The following is an 18,486-nucleotide window of genomic DNA, read 5'->3' as shown; positions in this document are numbered from 1 at the left end:
AACAGCCATCACATCGACGAGCGACACCGTCGGCCGCGACTTCCGGGACAGCGTGATCGCACTGACCCGACGGCGGATCGAGATCTACCACGGCGCCGGTGAGGAGTGGCGGTTCGCCGAGAGCCTGAAGTCCGTCAGCGAGGACACCGCCCAGGAGTACGAGGGTCGCACCGTACTCGAACTCGTCCAGAACGGGCACGACGCGCTCGACGACGACTGCCCGGGACGAATCTCCGTCCTCGCTGTCTCCGGGGAAAGGGGCGGCGTCCTCTACGTCGCCAACGAAGGCGCGGCATTCAGCGCGAGGAACTTCCGCGCCATCACCGAGGTCGCGCTGTCGAGCAAGGCGGCGGGCGAGGGTATCGGCAACAAGGGGCTCGGTTTCCGCAGCGTGCTGCAGCTGACGGACTGGCCGGAGATCTACTCCAAGGCATCGCCGGACTCTCCGGTCTTCGACGGCTATTGCTTCCGGTTCGCGCGACCCGACGACGTACTCGCCCTGGTGGAAGACCCGGCACTCGCCGCCCGAGTCATCGAGGACATCTCTCCCCTCGCGCTGCCCGTTCCGGCCGACGTCACGGATCCCGTGCTGAAGGAGTTGGCCGAGGAAGGGTTCTCAACCGTCGTACGACTGCCGTTGCGGGATCAGCACGCCTGGGGACTCGCCGTCGCGCAGATATCCGACATGGCGAACGGGGAGGCGCCGCTCCTGCTCTTCCTCGATCGGGTGGCCGCACTGCTCGTGGAGGTACGCGGGGAGTCCACCGACGCGTTCACCCGTGTCCTGTCGCGCACCGAGCGTGCCTCGGAACTGGTCGGCGCCCGCGAGAACGACTGGGTCACGGAGGTCGACCTCGCCGACGCCGGTCGCTATCTGCTAGCGCGCCGCACCCTCGAGTCCGAAGCCCTGCGCGAGGCGATCCGCCGCAGCGTACGAGCCCGGCAGATTGACGCGGCTTGGGAGAACTGGAACGCCGAGGCCTGGGTGGCGGTGGCCCTGAGGCTGGACACCCAGCTCACCCACGGCCGCATGTATACCTTCCTCCCCATGGCCGCCGCAGTCCGGTCCCCTTTCCCCGGGCATGTTCACGCCCCCTTCTTCACCAAGCTCGCGCGGCTCGACATCAGCACGTCGGTGGCCCTCAACGACCATCTCCTCGATCACGTCGCCGCTCTCACGGTGGAGCTGAGCCGGCGAATCCGCTCGGAAACACCGCACCTCCGGGCGGCCGACCTCGTCGTCGACCTGGTCACGTGGGACGTGCCGGAGCGGCTCAGTACGGCTCTCGACGGAAACCTCGGCACCGAACCGATCGTCCCGCTGCACGGTCGGGAGACCTGGGGCTCCCTCAGTGACTCCTACGCGTGGCCGGAGGGGAAGCGCTCCTGGCGGGTGCTGACCATCGACGCGCTCGCCGAGGCCGGAGCCCCGCTGCTCGCGGCCTCCGTCGGGCCGGCCCGCCACACGCGCCTGGACAAGCTGTGCAGAGCCGTCCTCCCCACATCGCTCCGCGCGCCGGCGCAGCTGACGGCCGAGTGGGTCGAACGCGTGGCCGCGACGCTTCCGCGCGAGGACGAGACGACCGCCGGCCCTCTGTGGGGCGACTTCTACGGCGACGTCGCGCTCGCCTTCCCGAAGGACCAGGAGGCACTGCGAGGGCGCCGCATCATTCTCGATCAGAGCATGCGCCTGAGAAGCACCCTCGGCGGCGCGACCGAGCCGCCACAGAAGGACGCGATCGTCTTCTTCCACCCCGACACGGCCGGCGGCGACTCCGCCGACCAGGTCCCGGGCGACCTGAAGGCACTGCGGCGTCGTATTGCCTTCACCCACCCGGCGATCACTTGGGACATCCAGAGCCGCGACTTTCTTCGACGTCATCGACTCGTGCGCCCCTACGAGCCGGACCGGGTCTTCGACGCCCTGAAGGACCTGCTCTCCACGCGCCCCTCCGAGGCGCTCAGCCGTGACGCCCTCGTTTTCGCCTTCCGGCAGTATCCGACGCTCACTCAGGCTCAGAGAGGGCGGCTGTCCCTCATCCCCTTCCAGGTCCCTCTGGCCACCGACGGCTGGGACAGGGCGGCACGGTGCTCCTTCTCGCCCGGTTGGGGCACCGAGGGGGCACGGAGGCTGGACCGGTTCCTCGAAGAGGGCGGGGCCCGGGTACCTGCATTGGCGGCTCAACGGGACCGGTGGATCAGCGATCCCGACGACTGGCCCGCACCCGTCCGGGACAGGGCGGCCTTCGTCGAGTTCCTCATGGCCCTGGGCGTGTGCGACGGCCTGCGGCCGGCCTCCGTGGGCGACCGGATCAAACCCGGCTACGGCAACGACCTGGGGCCCAAGGACCTTGCGCCGCGCTTCGAACTGGGGGACCCGCTCGCTGCCGTCTGGACGGACGACGTCCGGACCCGGTGGACCAAGTTTGCCCACCCGTGGACGCCGTACGAGTTCACGCGGCCACCCGCCCACCTCGCGGGAGGAGACGGGGTCGCCGCACTGAGCAGGGCGGCACGGCGCGAGTTCGCCGAGCTGCTGATTCACGGTCTGCGGACCTGGGGCGACGAGGTGTTCACCTTCACCGTGCACCGGCCCACGTACTCCTTCAAGGACGAACACGTCTGGCCCACACCCCTCGCCTCCTTCCTCCGGGGCCTGGACTGGCTCCCCGTCGAGGACCCGGACGGCCCCTCCTTCGTGCCGCCCCGTCAGGCATGGTTCAGCACCGACGGTGAACTCCCCGCCTTCGTCCCCGCACTGCCGCTGTCGACCCGGCGACTCCTCAGTGACAAGAGAGTCACCGCTCGCCTTCTCCAACTGGGACTGCGCACATGGGACGACCCGCAGCACGCCGGGGCGGCCGTGAGGCAGCTCGGAGACGTGCTCGACAACGGCGAGGTACCCGCCTACCTCAGCGTCTCCTTCAAACGGCACTACGAGCGGGCCTGGTCGCACGTCGCGCAGACACGAGTGTGGCCCTGGGCAGCGGGGGAGGAGGTGCGACTGGCCGTCAGCCGCACCAACGTACTCGGCACCCTGACGCCTTCCGCTCCCGCCGAAGGAGTCGTCGTCTATGTCTGCGACCAGGAGGACCCCCTCAAGGAGGCACTCATCGAGCTGGCCGGTCACCCCGTCCTTGTCGCCCCGGCGGAGTCCGGGGAGGCCATCGCCCGTATGGCCGAGGAGAACGGGCTCCGGGTGGAGCGCACGTCCACCACCCATGTCCAGGTCCGGCACAGCGACGGCGCTCCGATCACCCCCACCGGACAGGCGGCCGTCCTTGTCGAGCGGAGGGAATGGCTGGTCGCCGTCGTCGCGCTCGCCATGGAACTGAAGTCCGGGGCGTTCGTACGCCGCAGCGAGCGCGGTGTACGCGCCGCACTCGAGCGTCTGCGCACCATCCGAGTCGTGCACGCGGAGGACGTGGAGATCGCTGTGGCGGGGACACCGACCGAACCTCCTTCGACGACCCGAGCGCTCCCGCTGCCGGACGACCACCACCCCACGGTGGTGGTCTGGAGGAGTGATGAGGGCTGGGACGAGCTCCAGGCAGCGACACCGGCCGTCGCTCAACTCCTCGGCCGTCCGTGGCTGCAGGATGCGCTCGAACTCGTCCTGGTGAAACTGGCACGGCACTTCGATGGCCACGTGCCCGATCACATCGACGACCACGCCCTCGCGCAGGCTTTGGACACGACCGAGGGGAAGGTCACCGAGATCAGGCGTCACCTCACCGGTGACGTGCAGGACGCGGTGCGCCTGCTCCGCCCCGTGCTGGCCTGCGTCAGAGCCGCTGCTTGGGACGAGGAAGTGGAGCACCTCCTGGCCCGCGCCGCGAGCGAGGCCGAACTCCAGTCGATCATCGACCGGTACGCACCGGACCTGCCCGTCCCCTCGGCCGACCTGGTGGCTCTCGCCCGCTCCTCGACGAAGCCCGCCGAGCTCCGCGACGAACTGCGTCTCGACTTTGAGGAGTTCAACGCGGCACTCGCGACCCTCGGGTACGCCACGTATTCCTACCCCGACGTCCACGAGCAGGCTTTCGGTGACTTCCTGCGCGCCCACGCCGATGTCCTTCTCGACCGGCTGCGCGAACGCTACGCGGCCGTCGTCGCCATGGGCGGCGACTTCTCCCGCTACACCGCGGCCCGTGGTCTTCACGATCTGCGGCCCGACCCGGACTGGCTGTCCCGGTTCATCACCCCGCCTCCGGAGGTGATGCGCGGCAGGGTGCGGGAGTGGCTGCGCGAGTACGGTGCCGACGACGACCTGGAGAAGCCGGGGATCCTGCAGCCCGTCGACCGGCTCCGTGAACACAATGCGTCCGAGGTCGACGACCTCGTGGAGCGTCTGATCCCCCTCGTGGAAGCCTGGTGCCGTCGCCGTGACGTGGAGCTACCGACCGGCTGGCGCGGTGCCGTACTCCTCGAGTGCAGGAACCACATCGAAAAGTCGGGTCTGGGCGACCTGGTGACCTTGAGCGGGGACCAACTGCTCGACGCCGTGGAGCGGGCGGTGGGCTGGCCGGAAGGCATGCCGAAGACCGCGGATCCCGTCCGACTGTGCCTGACACCGAAAGATCTGGCCCACACGACGCGACGACCCCGGGGCTCCGGTGGCACCGACGGCACCGCGCCCCGCACGATCACCATCGGGGACGACGAGGTCTCGGTGGGACGCGATCAACTGTCTGTCATCGCGGACCTCGCGGCACGCTCGGTCGGTGAATCCTTTCTCGTCCAGAGCGGCAGAGTGCGCCTCGACGCCGTCGCGGGTGTGCCCCGGCCACGCACGGGAACCGGTTCGCCGAAGTCGCGCATCGTCGTCGCGAAGATGAACCAGACCAACGAGGATCAGCGATCCGCCATCGGTCTTGTCGGAGAAGTGGCGGCCCGAGCGTGGCTGCAGCGCCGGTACCCGAACGTGCGCTGGACCTCCGGATACGCCGCCGTCGTCAACGGCGACCGCGAGGCGTCCGACGGCCTCGGGTACGACTTCGAGGTCGATTGGCGCGGCACGACCCGGCTCTACGAGGTGAAGGCGCTGAGTGAACCGAGCGCCGACCGGGTGGAGTTCGAACTCGGTCCTTCGGAGGTGGACGCGGCGCGTCGTCACGCGCGCGGCAGCCGGTACCGCATCCTGCTGATCACCGCCGCCCTCGCGCCCGAGGACCGGAGGGTCTTCGAGCTGCCGAATCCCTTCTCCACGCAAGGCCGCGACCGCTTCAGAATCGTGAGCCGGGGGCTGCGCTACCAGTGCTCCCCTCTCGGGAAGGGGTAGCACTCTCGCCGTCGGCGGGACTCGCTGCCGGGGCGCGAGGGCGGTGTCACGGCGTGGGATTCGCCGTGGGGGTGCCCTTGGGATGGGGCCGCCTCGGCCGTCCGGGACTCGCTCGGCCGCCTGTCCCGGGCGGCCGAGTGCACTGGGGGCGCGGCGAGGAGCGGCGGGAAAACCCACGGGCCCGCCCCACCCCCGGTTCGATACGATGACGGCGGCTCGCAGTCCCGTTCCGTCACCACGAGTGATGTCGACGTGCGATGGACCGATCGCGTCGGCTGCGGCCTCCCCGACCTGGGCCCGCCGTGGCAGTGCCACCGGCGCCGTACGTACGAAATGGAGCATCCAAGGATGGCTCGACACCTGGTAACCAGCGCGCTTCCCTACATCAACGGGATCAAGCACCTGGGCAACATGGTCGGGTCGATGCTTCCGGCGGACGTGTACTCCCGGTACCTCCGCCGGCGTGGTCACGACGTCCTCTACATCTGCGCCACCGACGAGCACGGCACGCCGGCCGAGCTGGCCGCGAAGGAGGCCGGTCTCTCCGTCGCCGAGTTCTGCGCGCAGGCGCACGACGCGCAGAAGGCCGTGTACGACGGTTTCGACCTCGCCTTCGACTACTTCGGGCGCAGCTCCTCGCAGCAGAACGTCGAGATCACCCAGCACTTCGCGCGCAAGCTGAACGAGAACGGCTTCATCGAGGAGCGTGCGATCCGGCAGGTGTACTCGCCGGTCGACGGGCGCTTCCTTCCGGACCGGTACGTCGAGGGCACCTGCCCGCACTGCGGGTACGACAAGGCCCGTGGCGACCAGTGCGAGAACTGCACCCGCGTCCTCGACCCGACCGACCTGATCGACCCGCGTTCGGCGATCAGCGGTTCCACGGACCTGGAGGTCCGCGAGACCAAGCACCTCTTCCTGCTGCAGTCCAAGCTCCAGCCCGAGGTCGAGGAGTGGATCGCCGGCGTCAGCGCGGACTGGCCGCACCTGTCCACGTCCATCGCCCGCAAGTGGCTGACCGAAGGCCTCAACGACCGCGCCATCACCCGCGACCTGGACTGGGGCGTGCCCGTCCCGGCCGACACCTGGCCGGAGCTCGCGGCCGAGGGCAAGGTCTTCTACGTCTGGTTCGACGCTCCGATCGAGTACATCGGCGCGACGAAGGAATGGGCGGACGCCGCCTCCGACGGTGAGGCCCGTGACTGGAAGTCGTGGTGGTACGAGGCCGACGACACCGTCCGGTACACGCAGTTCATGGCCAAGGACAACGTCCCCTTCCACACGGTGATGTTCCCGGCCACCGAGCTCGGCGTGCGCGAGCCCTGGAAGAAGGTCGACGTCGTCAAGGGCTTCAACTGGCTGACGTTCTACGGCGGCAAGTTCTCCACGTCCCAGAAGCGGGGTGTCTTCACCGACGCGGCCCTGGAGATCCTGCCCGGCGACTACTGGCGCTACTTCCTGATCGCCAACGCCCCCGAGTCGGACGACTCCTCCTTCACGTGGGAGCACTTCACCGCCACGGTGAACAAGGACCTGGCGGACACCCTCGGCAACTTCGTCAACCGCGTGCTGTCGTTCTCCCGCAAGCGGTTCGGCGACGAGGTCCCGGCCGGGCGTGCCGCCGGCGAGGTGGAGGCGAAGCTGGGTGAGGAGATCGCGCGCCTGCTCGGCGAGTACGAGGAGCAGATGGAGGCCCTCCAGTTCCGCAAGGCCGCGGCCGCCCTGCGCGCGCTGTGGTCCGCGGGCAACTCCTACCTGGAGGAGAAGGCTCCCTGGCTGGAGATCAAGACCGACGCCGACGGCGCCGCGCTGACGCTCCGTACCGCGATGAACCTGATCCACCTGTACGCGGTCGTCTCCGAGCCGTTCATCCCGGCCTCCGCCGCCGCCATGCGCGGGGCCTTCGCCCTGGAGAAGGACACCGAGACCTGGGTGACCGCCGATCGGGCCAGGGCCCTGGACGCCGTCCCGGCCGGTACCGCGTTCACGGTGCCGCCGGTGCTCTTCGCGAAGATCACGGAGGACGACCTGGAGTCCTACCGCGAGCGCTTCGGCGGTGCTCCGGAATCCTGACGGGCATCCCGGCGCCCGGCATCCTGGAACCTCGACGGGCTTCCAGGCGCCCGGCATCCCGGTGCCTTGACGGGCATCCCGGCGCCCCGGCACCTGGCGGGGCGGGCCCGTGCGACGTCTGTGCGCAGGGACGGAAGGGGTCCCTGGACGCCGGGCTCTTCCCGGCGTCCGTGTGATCCCCCGGCGTCCGCGTGATCCCGGTGGCCCGAACGGGCATACTCCCCGCGACCCCGCGCGGGCACGCACCACCGTGCCCGCGCCCGGCAGGGAGGAGCGCCCGGTCATGGCCGACAGCACCCCGGACGGCGTGGAACGCAGACTGCCCACCGACGAGGCGCGCGAGCTGATCGCGCTGACGCGGGACATCGCCCGGCGGGAGATCGCCCCGCGCGCCGCAGAGGAGGAGGCCTCCGGGCGGTTCCCCCGCGAGCTGTTCACGCTGCTCTCCCGGTCCGGTCTCCTCGGGCTGCCCTACGACCCCGCGTACGGCGGGGGAGGCCAGCCGTACGAGGTCTACCTCCAGGTCCTGGAGGAGCTCGCGGCGGCCCGGCTCACCGTGGGCCTCGGCGTCAGCGTCCACAGTCTCTCCTGCCACGCCCTCGCCCGTTACGGCACGGAGGAACAGCGGGCCGCCCACCTGCCCGCGATGCTGGGCGGCGGCCTCCTCGGCGCGTACTGCCTCTCCGAGCCCTCCGCCGGATCGGACGCGGCGGCGCTGCGCACCAAGGCCGTCCGGTCCCCCGGAGACGGTGGCGACTGGGTCGTCGACGGGACCAAGGCGTGGATCACCCATGGGGGGATCGCGGACTTCTGCACGGTGATGGCCCGGACCGGCGAGGCGGGTGCGCGGGGTATCACCGCCTTCCTGGTGCCGGGGGACGCGTCCGGCCTGAGCGCGGCTCCTCCCGAGCGGAAGATGGGCATGAAGGGCTCGCCCACCGCGCAGCTCCACTTCGACGGCGTACGCGTCCCCGACGCGCGGCGCCTCGGCGCGGAGGGCCAGGGCTTCGCGATCGCGCTCGACGCCCTGGACTCGGGGCGGCTCGGCATCGCCGCCTGCGCGGTGGGGCTCGGTCAGGCGGCCCTGGACGAGGCCGTGGCGTACGCCAAGGAGCGCCGCCAGTTCGGCCGGCCGATCGCCGACTTCCAGGGCATCCGCTTCCTCCTCGCCGACATGGCGACCCGGATCGAGGCGGGCAGGGCGCTGTATCTGGAGGCGGCACGGCTCCGGGACGAGGGGCGGCCCTTCGGCCGGTGCGCGGCGATGGCCAAGCTGTTCTGCACGGACGCCGCCATGCAGGTCACGACGGACGCGGTGCAGGTGCTCGGGGGGTACGGCTACACGGCGGACTTCCCCGTGGAGCGGTATCTGCGCGAGGCGAAGATGCTTCAGATCGTCGAGGGGACCAATCAGATCCAGCGGGTGGTCATCGCCCGTCACCTGGTCGGACCAGAGTCCCGCTGACGCGGACGGTGCGGTCCGCCCAGACGGGACCCGCGGCGAGCCGGGCCCACTCCTGGTCGCGGTGGCCCGGGAGGGTGCGGCCCTGGCTCGCCCAGAGGGAGAGCACGGCCTTGTAGATGGGCGGGTCGGCGGGGACGGGGGCCGGGGCGGGTACCTGGGCGGGTACGGGCACGGGAACCGGTACGGGAGCGGGTACGGCGGTGCCCGGGGCGTGGCCGTGGCCAGGCGCCGGTGCGGGCGTCGCCGGTGCGGGCGCCGGCACCGAGCGAGGAACCGATTCTCCAGCGCGCGGCTCAGCCTGTCGGTGTCGACCGATGCCGCTGGGGGTGGTGTACAGCGTGGTCATGCCCTGACCAACGCGCTCCGGCGGTCGGGGTCACCGCCCGACGGATTCGAGAGGCAGTTCGTCCCCTACCCGCTGCACGACTCTGGCCCCCCGGAGAAGACCTGACGTACCGTCAGGTCTTCTCGTGGAAGACACGCGTTCGCCGACCAGGAGGTCAGCCATGTCCGTGCACCGGCACGTCGACGACCGGCCCGTCGCACTCGACGAATACCCCGTGCACCAGGCCCCGCTCTCGATGAAGCACCACGTCAGCGGCGACCGCAACGCCTACGACCGGTGCATCTTCCACGTCTTCGACCACACGGGCCGCGCCCTGCTCATCGCCGGCCTCGGGGTCTACCCGAACGCCGGGGTGGTCGACGCCTACGCCACCCTCCGGATCGGCGACCGGCTGCACGCCGTCCGGGCCTCCGACGCCCTCGGGGACGACCGGACGAACCTCTCCGTCGGCCCGTTCGCCATCACCGTCGACGAGCCGCTGAAACGCCTCTCCCTGAGCTGCGCGGCCGATCCCGGCGACCCCGGAGGCCTCTCGTACGAGCTCACCTGGACCGGCGACTTCCCCGCCGTCTGGGAACCCCACCACACCCAGCGCCACGGCGGCCGCCTCACGCTCGAAGGCCGGAGGTTCGTGCAGGCCGGGCACTGCGCCGGCACGATCAGGGCCGGTGGCGAGGAGTTCACGGTCACTCCGGGGGAGTGGACCGGCACCCGTGACCGCAGCTGGGGAGTCCGCCCGATCCCCGGCGAGGAACCCGGCCGCGCCGTCGAGTTCCGCCCCGAGGGCTTCCACTGGCTCTGGATACCGATGCGCTTCGAGGACCGCTTCCTCATGGTCGTCGCCCAGGAGGACGCCGACGGCTACCGCACCCTCAACGAGGCCCTGCTCGTACGCGACGGCCACCGCGACACCCAGCTCGGCTGGCCCCGCACCGAGATCACCTACCGCCCCGGCACCCGACACCCCGAGCGGGCCGCCGTACATCTCACCGACCCCACCGGAAAGCCCCTGGAGATCGGCGTCGAGATCCTCGCCTCCTCCCCGCTCGCCGTCGGCGCCGGCTATCCGCCCGCCACCGACTGGCAGCACGGCACCTGGCAGGGCCGCGACTGGACCGACCGGCGCGTCTACGACCTCAGCGACCCCGCCGCCCACCCCGTGGCCGCCTACGGGGTCACCGACCACGCCGCCCGCTTCACCCTCGACGGCCACACCGGCTACGGCATCTTCGAGCACGGCTCCTTCGGCCGCCACGACCCCAGCGGATTCGCCGACCACACGTCAACGGCCCCCTGAGGAGACCGACGTGACCACACCCCGCCCCCGCACCAGCACCCGCGACCCCGAGGAGCTCGGGCGCCGCCTCACCCTCTGGCTGGACCGGCACCTGCCCGGAGCCCGCGTCACCGGGCTCGCCGTGCCCGGCTCCAACGGCATGTCCAGCGAGACCCTGCTCTTCGACCTGGAGCACCCGGACGCCCCGGTGCGCGGCTGCGCCCTGCGGCTGGCCGCCGACCCCGCCGCGTACACCGTCTTCCCCGTCTACGACATGGCGCGTCAGCACCGCGTCATGCGCCTCGTCGGAGAACGCACCGACGTGCCCGTACCGCGGGTGCTCTGGCTCGAAGAGGACCCCGAACCGCTCGGCGCCCCGTTCTTCGTGATGGCCCGGGCCGAGGGCCGCGTCCCGCCGGACGTCATGCCCTATACGTACGAGGGGAACTGGCTGCACTCCGCCACCGACGCCGAACGCGCCCTGCTCGAAGCGGAATCCGTCTCCGTGCTCGCCCGGCTGCACGACCAGTTCCCGGCGAAGGAGGCCGAATTCCTGCTGCCGGACGGCACGGGAACCCCGCTGCGCCGCCATGTCGACGCCCAACGCGCCTACTACGCCTGGGTGGTGGCAGGGCTCGCCCCCTCGCCGCTCATCGAGTCGGCCTTCGACTGGCTGGAGGCGCACTGGCCGGCCGACGAGGGCCCGGCCGTCCTCGGCTGGGGCGACGCGCGCATCGGGAACATCGTCTACGACGGATTCGCCCCCGTCGCCGTCCTCGACTGGGAGATGGCCGCCTGCGTCCCGCGCGAGGTCGACCTCGGGTGGACGGTCTACCTCCACCGCTTCTTCCAGGACCTGACCGTGGGCTTCGGTCAGCCCGGGCTGCCCGGATTCCTGCGGCGCGACGCGATCGAGCGGCGCTACGCCGAACTGACCGGGCACACCCCGCGCGACATGGAGTTCCACACCCTCTACGCGGCGCTGCGGCACGCGATCGTCATGCTCAGGATCGCGTACCGGCAGGCCCACTTCGGCGAGGTCGAGGTACCCGCGGACCCCGACGGCCTGATCCTGCACCACGCCACGCTCGCGGCGATGGTGCGGGGAAGCTACTGGTGAACGGAGGGGCCCGGAGGCCCCGCCCGGAAAAGACGGTCTAGGCGGCGCGCCGCATCTGCGGCACCCGCAGCGGACGCGAGCCCGGACCGCCGACGTGCGAGAAGGGCTGCGTGCGCCAGTCGAGACCCTGGGGGAGCGTCAGGAGCAGCGCGGTGTCCTGCTCCTGGACCTCCAGGCTGTCGTCGGCCGGGCGGGCCCCGGTCGCCGACAGGCCCGTACCCGGGCAGACCGTCAGGACGAAGGGGTTCCACGGCGTCGGGCAGAGCGCGTGCTCCGGCAGCGCGTCCTCGTCCGCGAGCAGCGCGATGGGCTGCACGCACTCCGGGCAGACGACCCGGAACATCTCAAAGGTGTCGTACGCGTCGAGCTCGTCGGACGTGTCGACCGAATCAACAGGCTCCTGCATGGAGAATCTCCCCCTCGGGTGGGTCGGCCGGATCTGTGCGGCCTCGACCACAGCAAGCACTTCCCATACGGCCGTCCGCATAATCGTGTGGCACTACCTCAGGCCGGACGCAAACCTGTGGCGTTCGTCACATGCCCGTCGCAGGTGCCCCGTGACGGCCCATACCGCCCGATAGCGGCCGACCCCGGCGGTGCCCCGCTCCGCCGGGAGCAATAGGGTCACCGCATGGAGGAGCTGGATCGTCAGATCGTCGAGTTGCTCGTCAAGGACGGGCGCATGAGCTACACCGACCTGGGCAAGGCCACCGGCCTGTCCACGTCGGCGGTGCATCAGCGCGTCCGCCGTCTGGAGCAGCGCGGAGTCATCCGCGGTTACGCCGCCGTCGTCGACCCGGAGGCCGTGGGGCTGCCGCTGACCGCCTTCATCTCGGTCAAACCCTTCGACCCCAGCGCCCCCGACGACACCCCCGACCGGCTCGCCGACATCCCGGAGATCGAGGCGTGCCACAGCGTCGCCGGTGACGAGAACTACATCCTGAAGGTCCGGGTCGCCACCCCGCTGGAGCTGGAGCACCTGCTCAGCCGGATCCGCTCCCAGGCCGGCGTCTCCAGCCGCACCACCGTCGTCCTCTCCACTCCGTACGAGGCCAGGCCGCCGCGCGTCTGACCCGCCCCGCGGGTGCGCCGGCCGCCCCAAGGGGGACCTGCCGGACAAACCGGGTCCGGCCAGGTCCTAGCCTGGACGCATGAGTGAGTCCATGCCTCCTGCGTCTCCCGCCGAACACCGCACCGTGCTGCTGCGCGGTGGAGAAGTCCACAGCCCCGCCGACCCCTTCGCCACCGCCATGGTGGTGGAGCGCGGACACGTCGCCTGGGTGGGTTCGGAGGGCGCGGCCGACGCCTTCGCCTCCGGTGTGGACGAGGTGGTCGACCTGGAGGGCGCGCTCGTCACCCCGGCGTTCGTCGACGCCCATGTGCACACCACCGCCACCGGGTTCGCCCTCACCGGGCTCGACCTGTCCACCGCTGCCTCGCTCGCCGACGCGGCGGAGCTGATCCGGGCCCACGCCGCCGCCCGCCCCGAGGACCGCATCCTCATCGGTCACGGCTGGGACGCCGCCCGCTGGCCCGAGCGCCGACCGCTCACCCGCGCCGAACTCGACGAACTCACCGGCGGCCGCCCGCTCTACCTCACCCGGATCGACGTCCACTCCGCCGTCGTCACCACCGCCCTGCTCGACCTCGTCCCCGGCGTCCGCGACCTGGACGGCTTCCACGACGGACGGCGGCCGCTCACCGGCGACGCCCATCATGCCGTGCGCGCCGCCGCCTTCGGGGCCGTCTCGGCGCGCCAGCGCACCGAGGCGCAGCGCGCCGCCCGGAGCCGGGCCGCCTCGCTCGGCATCGGCACCCTGCACGAGTGCGGCGGCCCCCACATCTCCTCCGAGGAGGACTTCACCGGCCTCCTGGACCTCGCGCGCGACGAGGCCGGGCCCCGCGTCGTCGGCTACTGGGCCGACCTCGACGTCGAGCGGGCCCGCGCCCTCGGTGCCCTCGGCGCGGCCGGAGACCTGTTCGCCGACGGCTCCCTCGGCTCCCACACGGCCTGCCTCCACGAGCCCTACGCCGACCACTCCGACACCGCCCACACGGGCGCCGCCCACCTGGACGCGGCCACCGTCGCCCTCCATGTGGTGGCCTGTACCGAGGCGGGCCTCCAGGCCGGCTTCCACGCCATCGGGGACGCCGCCGTCACGGCCGTCGTGGAGGGCGTCAGGGCCGCCGCCGAGAAGCTCGGCCTGGCCAGGATCCGGGCCGCGCGGCACCGCGTCGAGCATGTCGAGATGCTCACGCCGGAGACGATCGCCGCCTTCGCCGAGCTCGGACTCACGGCCTCGGTCCAGCCCGCCTTCGACGCGTTCTGGGGCGGCGAGGAGGGCATGTACGCCGACCGGCTCGGCGCCGAGCGGGCCCGCACCCTCAACCCGTACGCGGCGCTGCTGCGCGCGGGTGTGCCGCTGGCCTTCGGATCCGACAGCCCGGTCACACCGCTCGACCCCTGGGGCACCGTCCGGGCCGCCGCCTTCCACCGCACCCCGGAGCACCGGATCTCCGTCCGGGCCGCCTTCACCGCCCACACCCGGGGCGGCTGGCGGGCCGTGGGCCGGGACGACGCCGGGACGCTGGTTCCCGGCGCCCCCGCCGACTACGCGGTCTGGCGCACCGAGGAGCTCGTCGTCCAGGCGCCCGACGACCGGGTGGCCCGCTGGTCCACCGACCCGCGCTCCGGGACGCCCGGTCTGCCCGATCTGTCCCCCGGTGCCGACCTCCCCGTCTGTCTGCGTACGGTCGTGCACGGGCAGTCGGTGTTCGTACGGCCGAACGAGTGATGTGGGGATATGTCACCCCCGGACACGCGTTCCGGGTACTTGTCCCCGACCTGCGGATCTTCCCCTCCGGCCTGGCCTTTTGGGACGTCTCCGCAGGTCAAGCGGGTGTTGACAGTCGCCCGGCGGGGGCGGGTAGGTTCTCGGCGTCCACCACAGGACGTCCGACCGGACCGCATCCCCACGCTTTCGCCGAACGCCGCCCGCGCCTCGGCCGCGAGGGAAGGTTTCTCCGGCGGAAGGTGCGACCCGGGTGGGGCCCGGACGTTCAGTAGACAACGGCCCTCGGTCGATTCCGCAGCCGGCGGATCCCAGGTCGGACCGAAGGACGACGGGCCCCGCACCGCACGTCCTCCCCTCACGGACGACCCGCCGCGCCGGAGCACTCCGGGGACCTCGCTATGGTGGGGTCCTGCGTTTGTATCCGAAGGGGCAGTAGTGAACGACGGTGGCCAGAGGCGTTACGGCCCGCTCGGCAAGGCCTTGGTGATCATTCCGACCTACAACGAGGCGGAGAACATCAAGCCGATCGTCGCGCGGGTGCGGGAAGCGGTACCCGAGGCGCACATTCTCGTCGCCGACGACAACAGTCCTGACGGCACGGGCAAGTTCGCGGACGAGATCGCGTCCGAGGACGACCATGTGCACGTACTGCACCGCAAGGGCAAGGAGGGGCTCGGAGCCGCCTACCTCGCCGGTTTCCGGTGGGGCATCGAGCACGGGTACGACGTCCTCGTCGAGATGGACGCCGACGGCTCCCACCAGCCCGAGGAGCTCCCGCGGCTGCTCACCGCCCTCAAGGGCGCGGACCTGGTCCTCGGCTCGCGCTGGGTGCCCGGCGGCCGCATCGTGAACTGGCCGAAGTCCCGCGAGTTCATCTCCCGCGGCGGCAGCCTCTACTCGCGCGTGATGCTCGACGTACCGATCCGCGACGTCACCGGCGGCTACCGGGCCTTCCGCAAGGAGACCCTGGAGGGCCTGGGCCTGGAGGACGTGGCCTCGGCCGGCTACTGCTTCCAGGTCGACCTGGCCCGGCGGGCCGTTGCCGCCGGCTTCCATGTCGTCGAGGTCCCGATCACCTTCGTGGAGCGCGAGGTCGGCGACTCCAAGATGAGCCGGAACATCGTCGTCGAGGCGCTGTGGCGGGTCACCGGCTGGGGTCTGTCGGCGCGGGCGGAGAAGGTCGGCAAGCTGCTCGGCCGCAAGGCCTCCTGACCCCTTTCCGCGGGCTCACGTCCTGATCCCTCCTTTACGACGTTCCGGCGGGGCGCCAGGCACACTGGGGTCCATGACGACCGGCGCAACGCCTCCCCTCGCCCCGAAGCGCTCACGCGCGCGTACCTACCTTCCGCTCGCCGTCGCCGCCTGGCTGGTCCTGGAGATCTGGCTGCTCACGGTGGTGGCGGACGTGGCGGGCGGACTGACCGTCTTCGCCCTGCTCGTCGGCGGCGCCGTACTCGGTGCCGCCGTCGTCAAGCGGGCGGGCCGACGTGCCTTCGGCAACCTCACCTCGACCTTCCAGCAGGCCCAGGCCGCGGCGCAGGCCGGCACGATGCCGACGGCGCCCGAGCGGACCGGCGCGGAGGACCGCAACGGCTTCCTGATGCTCGGCGGCCTGCTCCTGGTGATCCCCGGTCTGGTCTCTGACGCGGTCGGTCTGCTCCTGCTGATTCCCCCGGTCCGCTCCTTCCTGGGGCGGTACGCGGACCGGGCCGCCGAGCGCCGGATGGCCGCCGCACCTCCCGGCAGCCTCCAGGACGCCTTCCAGCAGGCCCGTATCCACCGCCCGGACGGCAAGGTCGTCCAGGGCGAGGTCATCCGCGAGGAGGCCGCACAGGGCCCGCGCCGGGCCGACGAGCCGCGCCCGCCCCTGACGTCCTGATCACTCCCTCGTGCCCGCCCCCTCGGCGACGGGGGAGCGGGCACACGTGCGGGGAGGCGCCACCCGGGAGCGGCCCGCCGGGCGCCGGGTGGCGCGAGTGGAACCACCAGCAGGTACGGAGAACGCCGCGGGGCCCGGTACACAGATCGTGTACCGGGCCCCGCGGCGTTTGTTCGTCCGGTGGGTCCGCTAGGCGGACTTGCGGCTGTCGCGCGGATGCACGGCGATGTTCATGGCGCCGGAACGCAGGACGGCCAGCCTTTCGGCGAGGACCTCCTCCAACTCCTCGCGGGTGCGTCGCTCCATGAGCATGTCCCAGTGCGTACGCGCAGGCTTGCCCTTCTTCTCCTCAGGTCCGTCCCCGTCCACCAGGAGTGCCTGGATTCCGCAGACCTTGCACTCCCACTCCGGCGGAATTTCCGCTTCCACCGAGAAGGGCATCTCAAAACGATGGCCCTTCTCGCATGCGTACTCCACGGCCTGGCGCGGGGCCAGATCGATGCCGCGGTCGGTCTCGTAGCTCGTCACCACGAGGCGCGTGCCGCGAAGAGCTCGCTCACTCATGAATCGTGCCTCCCGGGCTTGTCGCCCACAGGACAGGTGTCGCTGTCGTCGTTATCCGGTCAACGTCCGGTCGGCGGTAAAGATTCCCGTGCCGGGTCATGCGTCGCCCGTCGTGCCGCCCCTTGTTGTACCCACCAGTGCCCGTTTTGTCACATCTGACGGCAGATGTGACCCAGTGTCTTCACTAAAGCAGCACGCAGTAACGGTCCGCCTGGCAGGCCAAACGCGTACACTACCGCCCTTTCACTGCCACGTCTAAATTCGGTCCGGTATCGGGTTCCCCGCGGCCTCCACCGCGCGCCGCACCGGGACCCGGGCGAGCAGGGTGAAGCCGACCACGAAGAAGATCACCAGGGAGATGATGGCATCCCGGTAGCTCCCGGTCAGCTGATACGCGAGACCGAACACGAGTGGCCCCAGCCAACTGAGCCCCCGATCGCTCATCTCGTAGGCCGAGAAGTACTCCGCCTCCTTGCCGCGCGGGACCAGATGCGAGAACAGTGAGCGCGACAGAGCCTGGCTCCCGCCCAGCACCAGGCCGATCGCGGCCGCCAGGGAGTAGAAGAACACGGGCGCGTCGGCCGGCAGGAAATAGGCCGCCGCGAGGATCAGGGTCCACACCGCGAGCGAGCCGAGAATCGTCCGCTTGGCGCCGTACGACCGGGCGAGTCGCCCCATGCCCAGCGCGCCCGCCACCGCGAGCACCTGGACCAGGAGGACCGCCGTGATCAGTGTGGTCTGGTCGAGGCCCAGCTCCTCGGAGCCGAACAGCGAGGCCTGCGAGATCACCGTCTGCACGCCGTCGTTGTAGATCAGGTAGGCGAGGAGGAACGACAGCGTCAGCGGATGCCGGCGCATGTCCTTGAGGGTCTCCCGCAGCTGACGCCAGCCGCTGCCCACCGCGGCCTCCCCGGCGCCGTCCCGCCCCTCCCGGGCCAGCTGCCGGTCACGCAGCCGCCGCAGCGGTACGAGGGTGAAGGCGCCCCACCAGACACCGGCCGAGGCCAGACAGATCCGGACCGCCTCGCCCTCGGTGAGACCGAACGAGTCGTGGCCCGAGTACAGGACCAGGTTCAGGACCAGGACGAGCGCGCCCGACGTGTAGCCGAAGGCCCAGCCGCGGGAGGAGACCGCGTCCCGCTCGTCCGGCTCCGAGATCTGCGGCAGATAGGCGTTGTAGAGCACCATCGACACCGAGAGGGAGGCGTTCGCCACGATCAGCAGGAACGCGCCGAGGAGATACCGGTCGCCCTCCAGGAAGAACATGCCGGCGGTCGCCGTGGCCCCCAGATAGGCCGAGGCCGCGAGCAGCGGCTTCTTCCGGCCCGTACGGTCCGCGACCGCACCCACCAGGGGCATCACCAGGACCGCGACCACGATCGAGGCGGACACGGCGTACGCGAAGAGCGAGCCGGCCCGCACCGGTATCCCGAGGGGGTGCACAAAGCCCTCGGCGTCGGCGGCCGCCCGTGCCACCGAGGTCAGATAGGGGCCGAGGAACACGGTGACGACGCTCGTCGAGTACACGGAGCAGGCGAAGTCGTAGAAGTACCAGCCCCGCTGCTCACGCTTGCGCGCGACAGGATCGGCCGCGTACTCCTCCGGCTCGGTGGTTTCAGCGGTCAAGGCCGCGCCCCCTCGTTGGTCCCCGTGATCCGGCCCGGTGATCCGGGGCCGGTGCCACCGG

Annotated in this window: 13 protein-coding genes; 9 read left to right on the top strand and 4 right to left on the bottom strand. The window is 71.1% G+C overall.

Annotation, left to right across the window (positions count from 1 at the left end):
- The first annotated feature begins 52 nt into the window (after positions 1–52).
- The 3 genes from IE311_RS15570 (at position 53) to IE311_RS15560 (ending at position 8,819) form a co-directional block, all read left to right on the top strand.
- Entirely contained in the window at positions 53–5,281 is a 5,229-nt protein-coding gene (locus IE311_RS15570) for a sacsin N-terminal ATP-binding-like domain-containing protein (protein ID WP_189832274.1), read from the top strand.
- A gap of 348 nt (positions 5,282–5,629) precedes the next feature.
- Complete coding sequence (gene metG / locus IE311_RS15565; RefSeq protein WP_189832273.1) at positions 5,630–7,354, top strand: methionine--tRNA ligase; 1,725 nt, start codon at positions 5,630–5,632, stop codon at positions 7,352–7,354.
- Positions 7,355–7,637: 283 nt separating this feature from the next.
- A complete protein-coding gene (locus IE311_RS15560; protein WP_189832272.1) occupies positions 7,638–8,819 on the top strand; it encodes an acyl-CoA dehydrogenase family protein in 1,182 nt (393 codons plus the stop codon).
- On the opposite strand, the gene IE311_RS15555 is transcribed toward IE311_RS15560, so the two are convergent.
- Positions 8,782–8,991 carry a hypothetical protein gene (locus IE311_RS15555; RefSeq protein WP_189832271.1) on the bottom strand — a complete coding sequence of 70 codons (210 nt, stop codon included), beginning with the start codon at positions 8,989–8,991 and terminating at the stop codon, positions 8,782–8,784. The genes IE311_RS15560 and IE311_RS15555 overlap by 38 nt on opposite strands.
- 334 nt (positions 8,992–9,325) lie before the next feature.
- Between IE311_RS15555 and IE311_RS15550 the strand changes: the two genes are divergently transcribed.
- Positions 9,326–10,462, top strand: coding sequence for a DUF7064 domain-containing protein (locus IE311_RS15550; protein ID WP_189832270.1), 1,137 nt, complete (start codon positions 9,326–9,328; stop codon positions 10,460–10,462).
- 10 nt (positions 10,463–10,472) lie between these two features.
- Positions 10,473–11,561, top strand: a complete 1,089-nt coding sequence (locus IE311_RS15545) for a phosphotransferase family protein (protein ID WP_189832269.1) — start codon at positions 10,473–10,475, stop codon at positions 11,559–11,561.
- Between the two features lie 37 nt (positions 11,562–11,598).
- Here IE311_RS15545 and IE311_RS15540 read toward each other — a convergent pair whose 3' ends face one another.
- The gene (locus IE311_RS15540; RefSeq protein ID WP_189832268.1) at positions 11,599–11,967 is read right to left on the bottom strand and encodes a hypothetical protein; all 369 of its coding nucleotides are present in this window, start codon (positions 11,965–11,967) and stop codon (positions 11,599–11,601) included.
- A 225-nt stretch (positions 11,968–12,192) separates the two neighbouring features.
- Here IE311_RS15540 and IE311_RS15535 point away from each other — a divergent pair, with 225 nt between their 5' ends.
- From IE311_RS15535 to fxsA, 4 genes are all read left to right on the top strand, one after another.
- The gene (locus IE311_RS15535; RefSeq protein ID WP_015032222.1) at positions 12,193–12,633 is read left to right on the top strand and encodes an Lrp/AsnC family transcriptional regulator; all 441 of its coding nucleotides are present in this window, start codon (positions 12,193–12,195) and stop codon (positions 12,631–12,633) included.
- A 79-nt stretch (positions 12,634–12,712) separates the two neighbouring features.
- Complete coding sequence (locus IE311_RS15530) at positions 12,713–14,356, top strand: amidohydrolase (protein WP_189832267.1); 1,644 nt, start codon at positions 12,713–12,715, stop codon at positions 14,354–14,356.
- 435 nt (positions 14,357–14,791) lie between these two features.
- On the top strand, positions 14,792–15,568 hold the full coding sequence (locus IE311_RS15525; RefSeq protein WP_189832266.1) for a polyprenol monophosphomannose synthase: 777 nt from the start codon (positions 14,792–14,794) through the stop codon (positions 15,566–15,568).
- Between the two features lie 73 nt (positions 15,569–15,641).
- Positions 15,642–16,235 (top strand): FxsA family membrane protein, encoded by a 594-nt coding sequence (gene fxsA / locus IE311_RS15520; protein WP_189832265.1) that lies wholly within the window; start codon positions 15,642–15,644, stop codon positions 16,233–16,235.
- Positions 16,236–16,424: 189 nt separating this feature from the next.
- Here fxsA and IE311_RS15515 read toward each other — a convergent pair whose 3' ends face one another.
- Together IE311_RS15515 and IE311_RS15510 are read right to left on the bottom strand one after the other, a co-directional pair.
- Positions 16,425–16,799 (bottom strand): RNA polymerase-binding protein RbpA, encoded by a 375-nt coding sequence (locus IE311_RS15515; protein ID WP_015032218.1) that lies wholly within the window; start codon positions 16,797–16,799, stop codon positions 16,425–16,427.
- A gap of 255 nt (positions 16,800–17,054) precedes the next feature.
- The gene (locus IE311_RS15510) at positions 17,055–18,425 is read right to left on the bottom strand and encodes an MFS transporter (protein WP_189832264.1); all 1,371 of its coding nucleotides are present in this window, start codon (positions 18,423–18,425) and stop codon (positions 17,055–17,057) included.
- Positions 18,426–18,486: the final 61 nt, after the last annotated feature.

It is taken from the genome of Streptomyces zaomyceticus (assembly GCF_014656215.1).
Lineage (GTDB): Bacteria > Actinomycetota > Actinomycetes > Streptomycetales > Streptomycetaceae > Streptomyces > Streptomyces zaomyceticus.
This window is presented reverse-complemented; position numbering and strand designations above follow the sequence as displayed.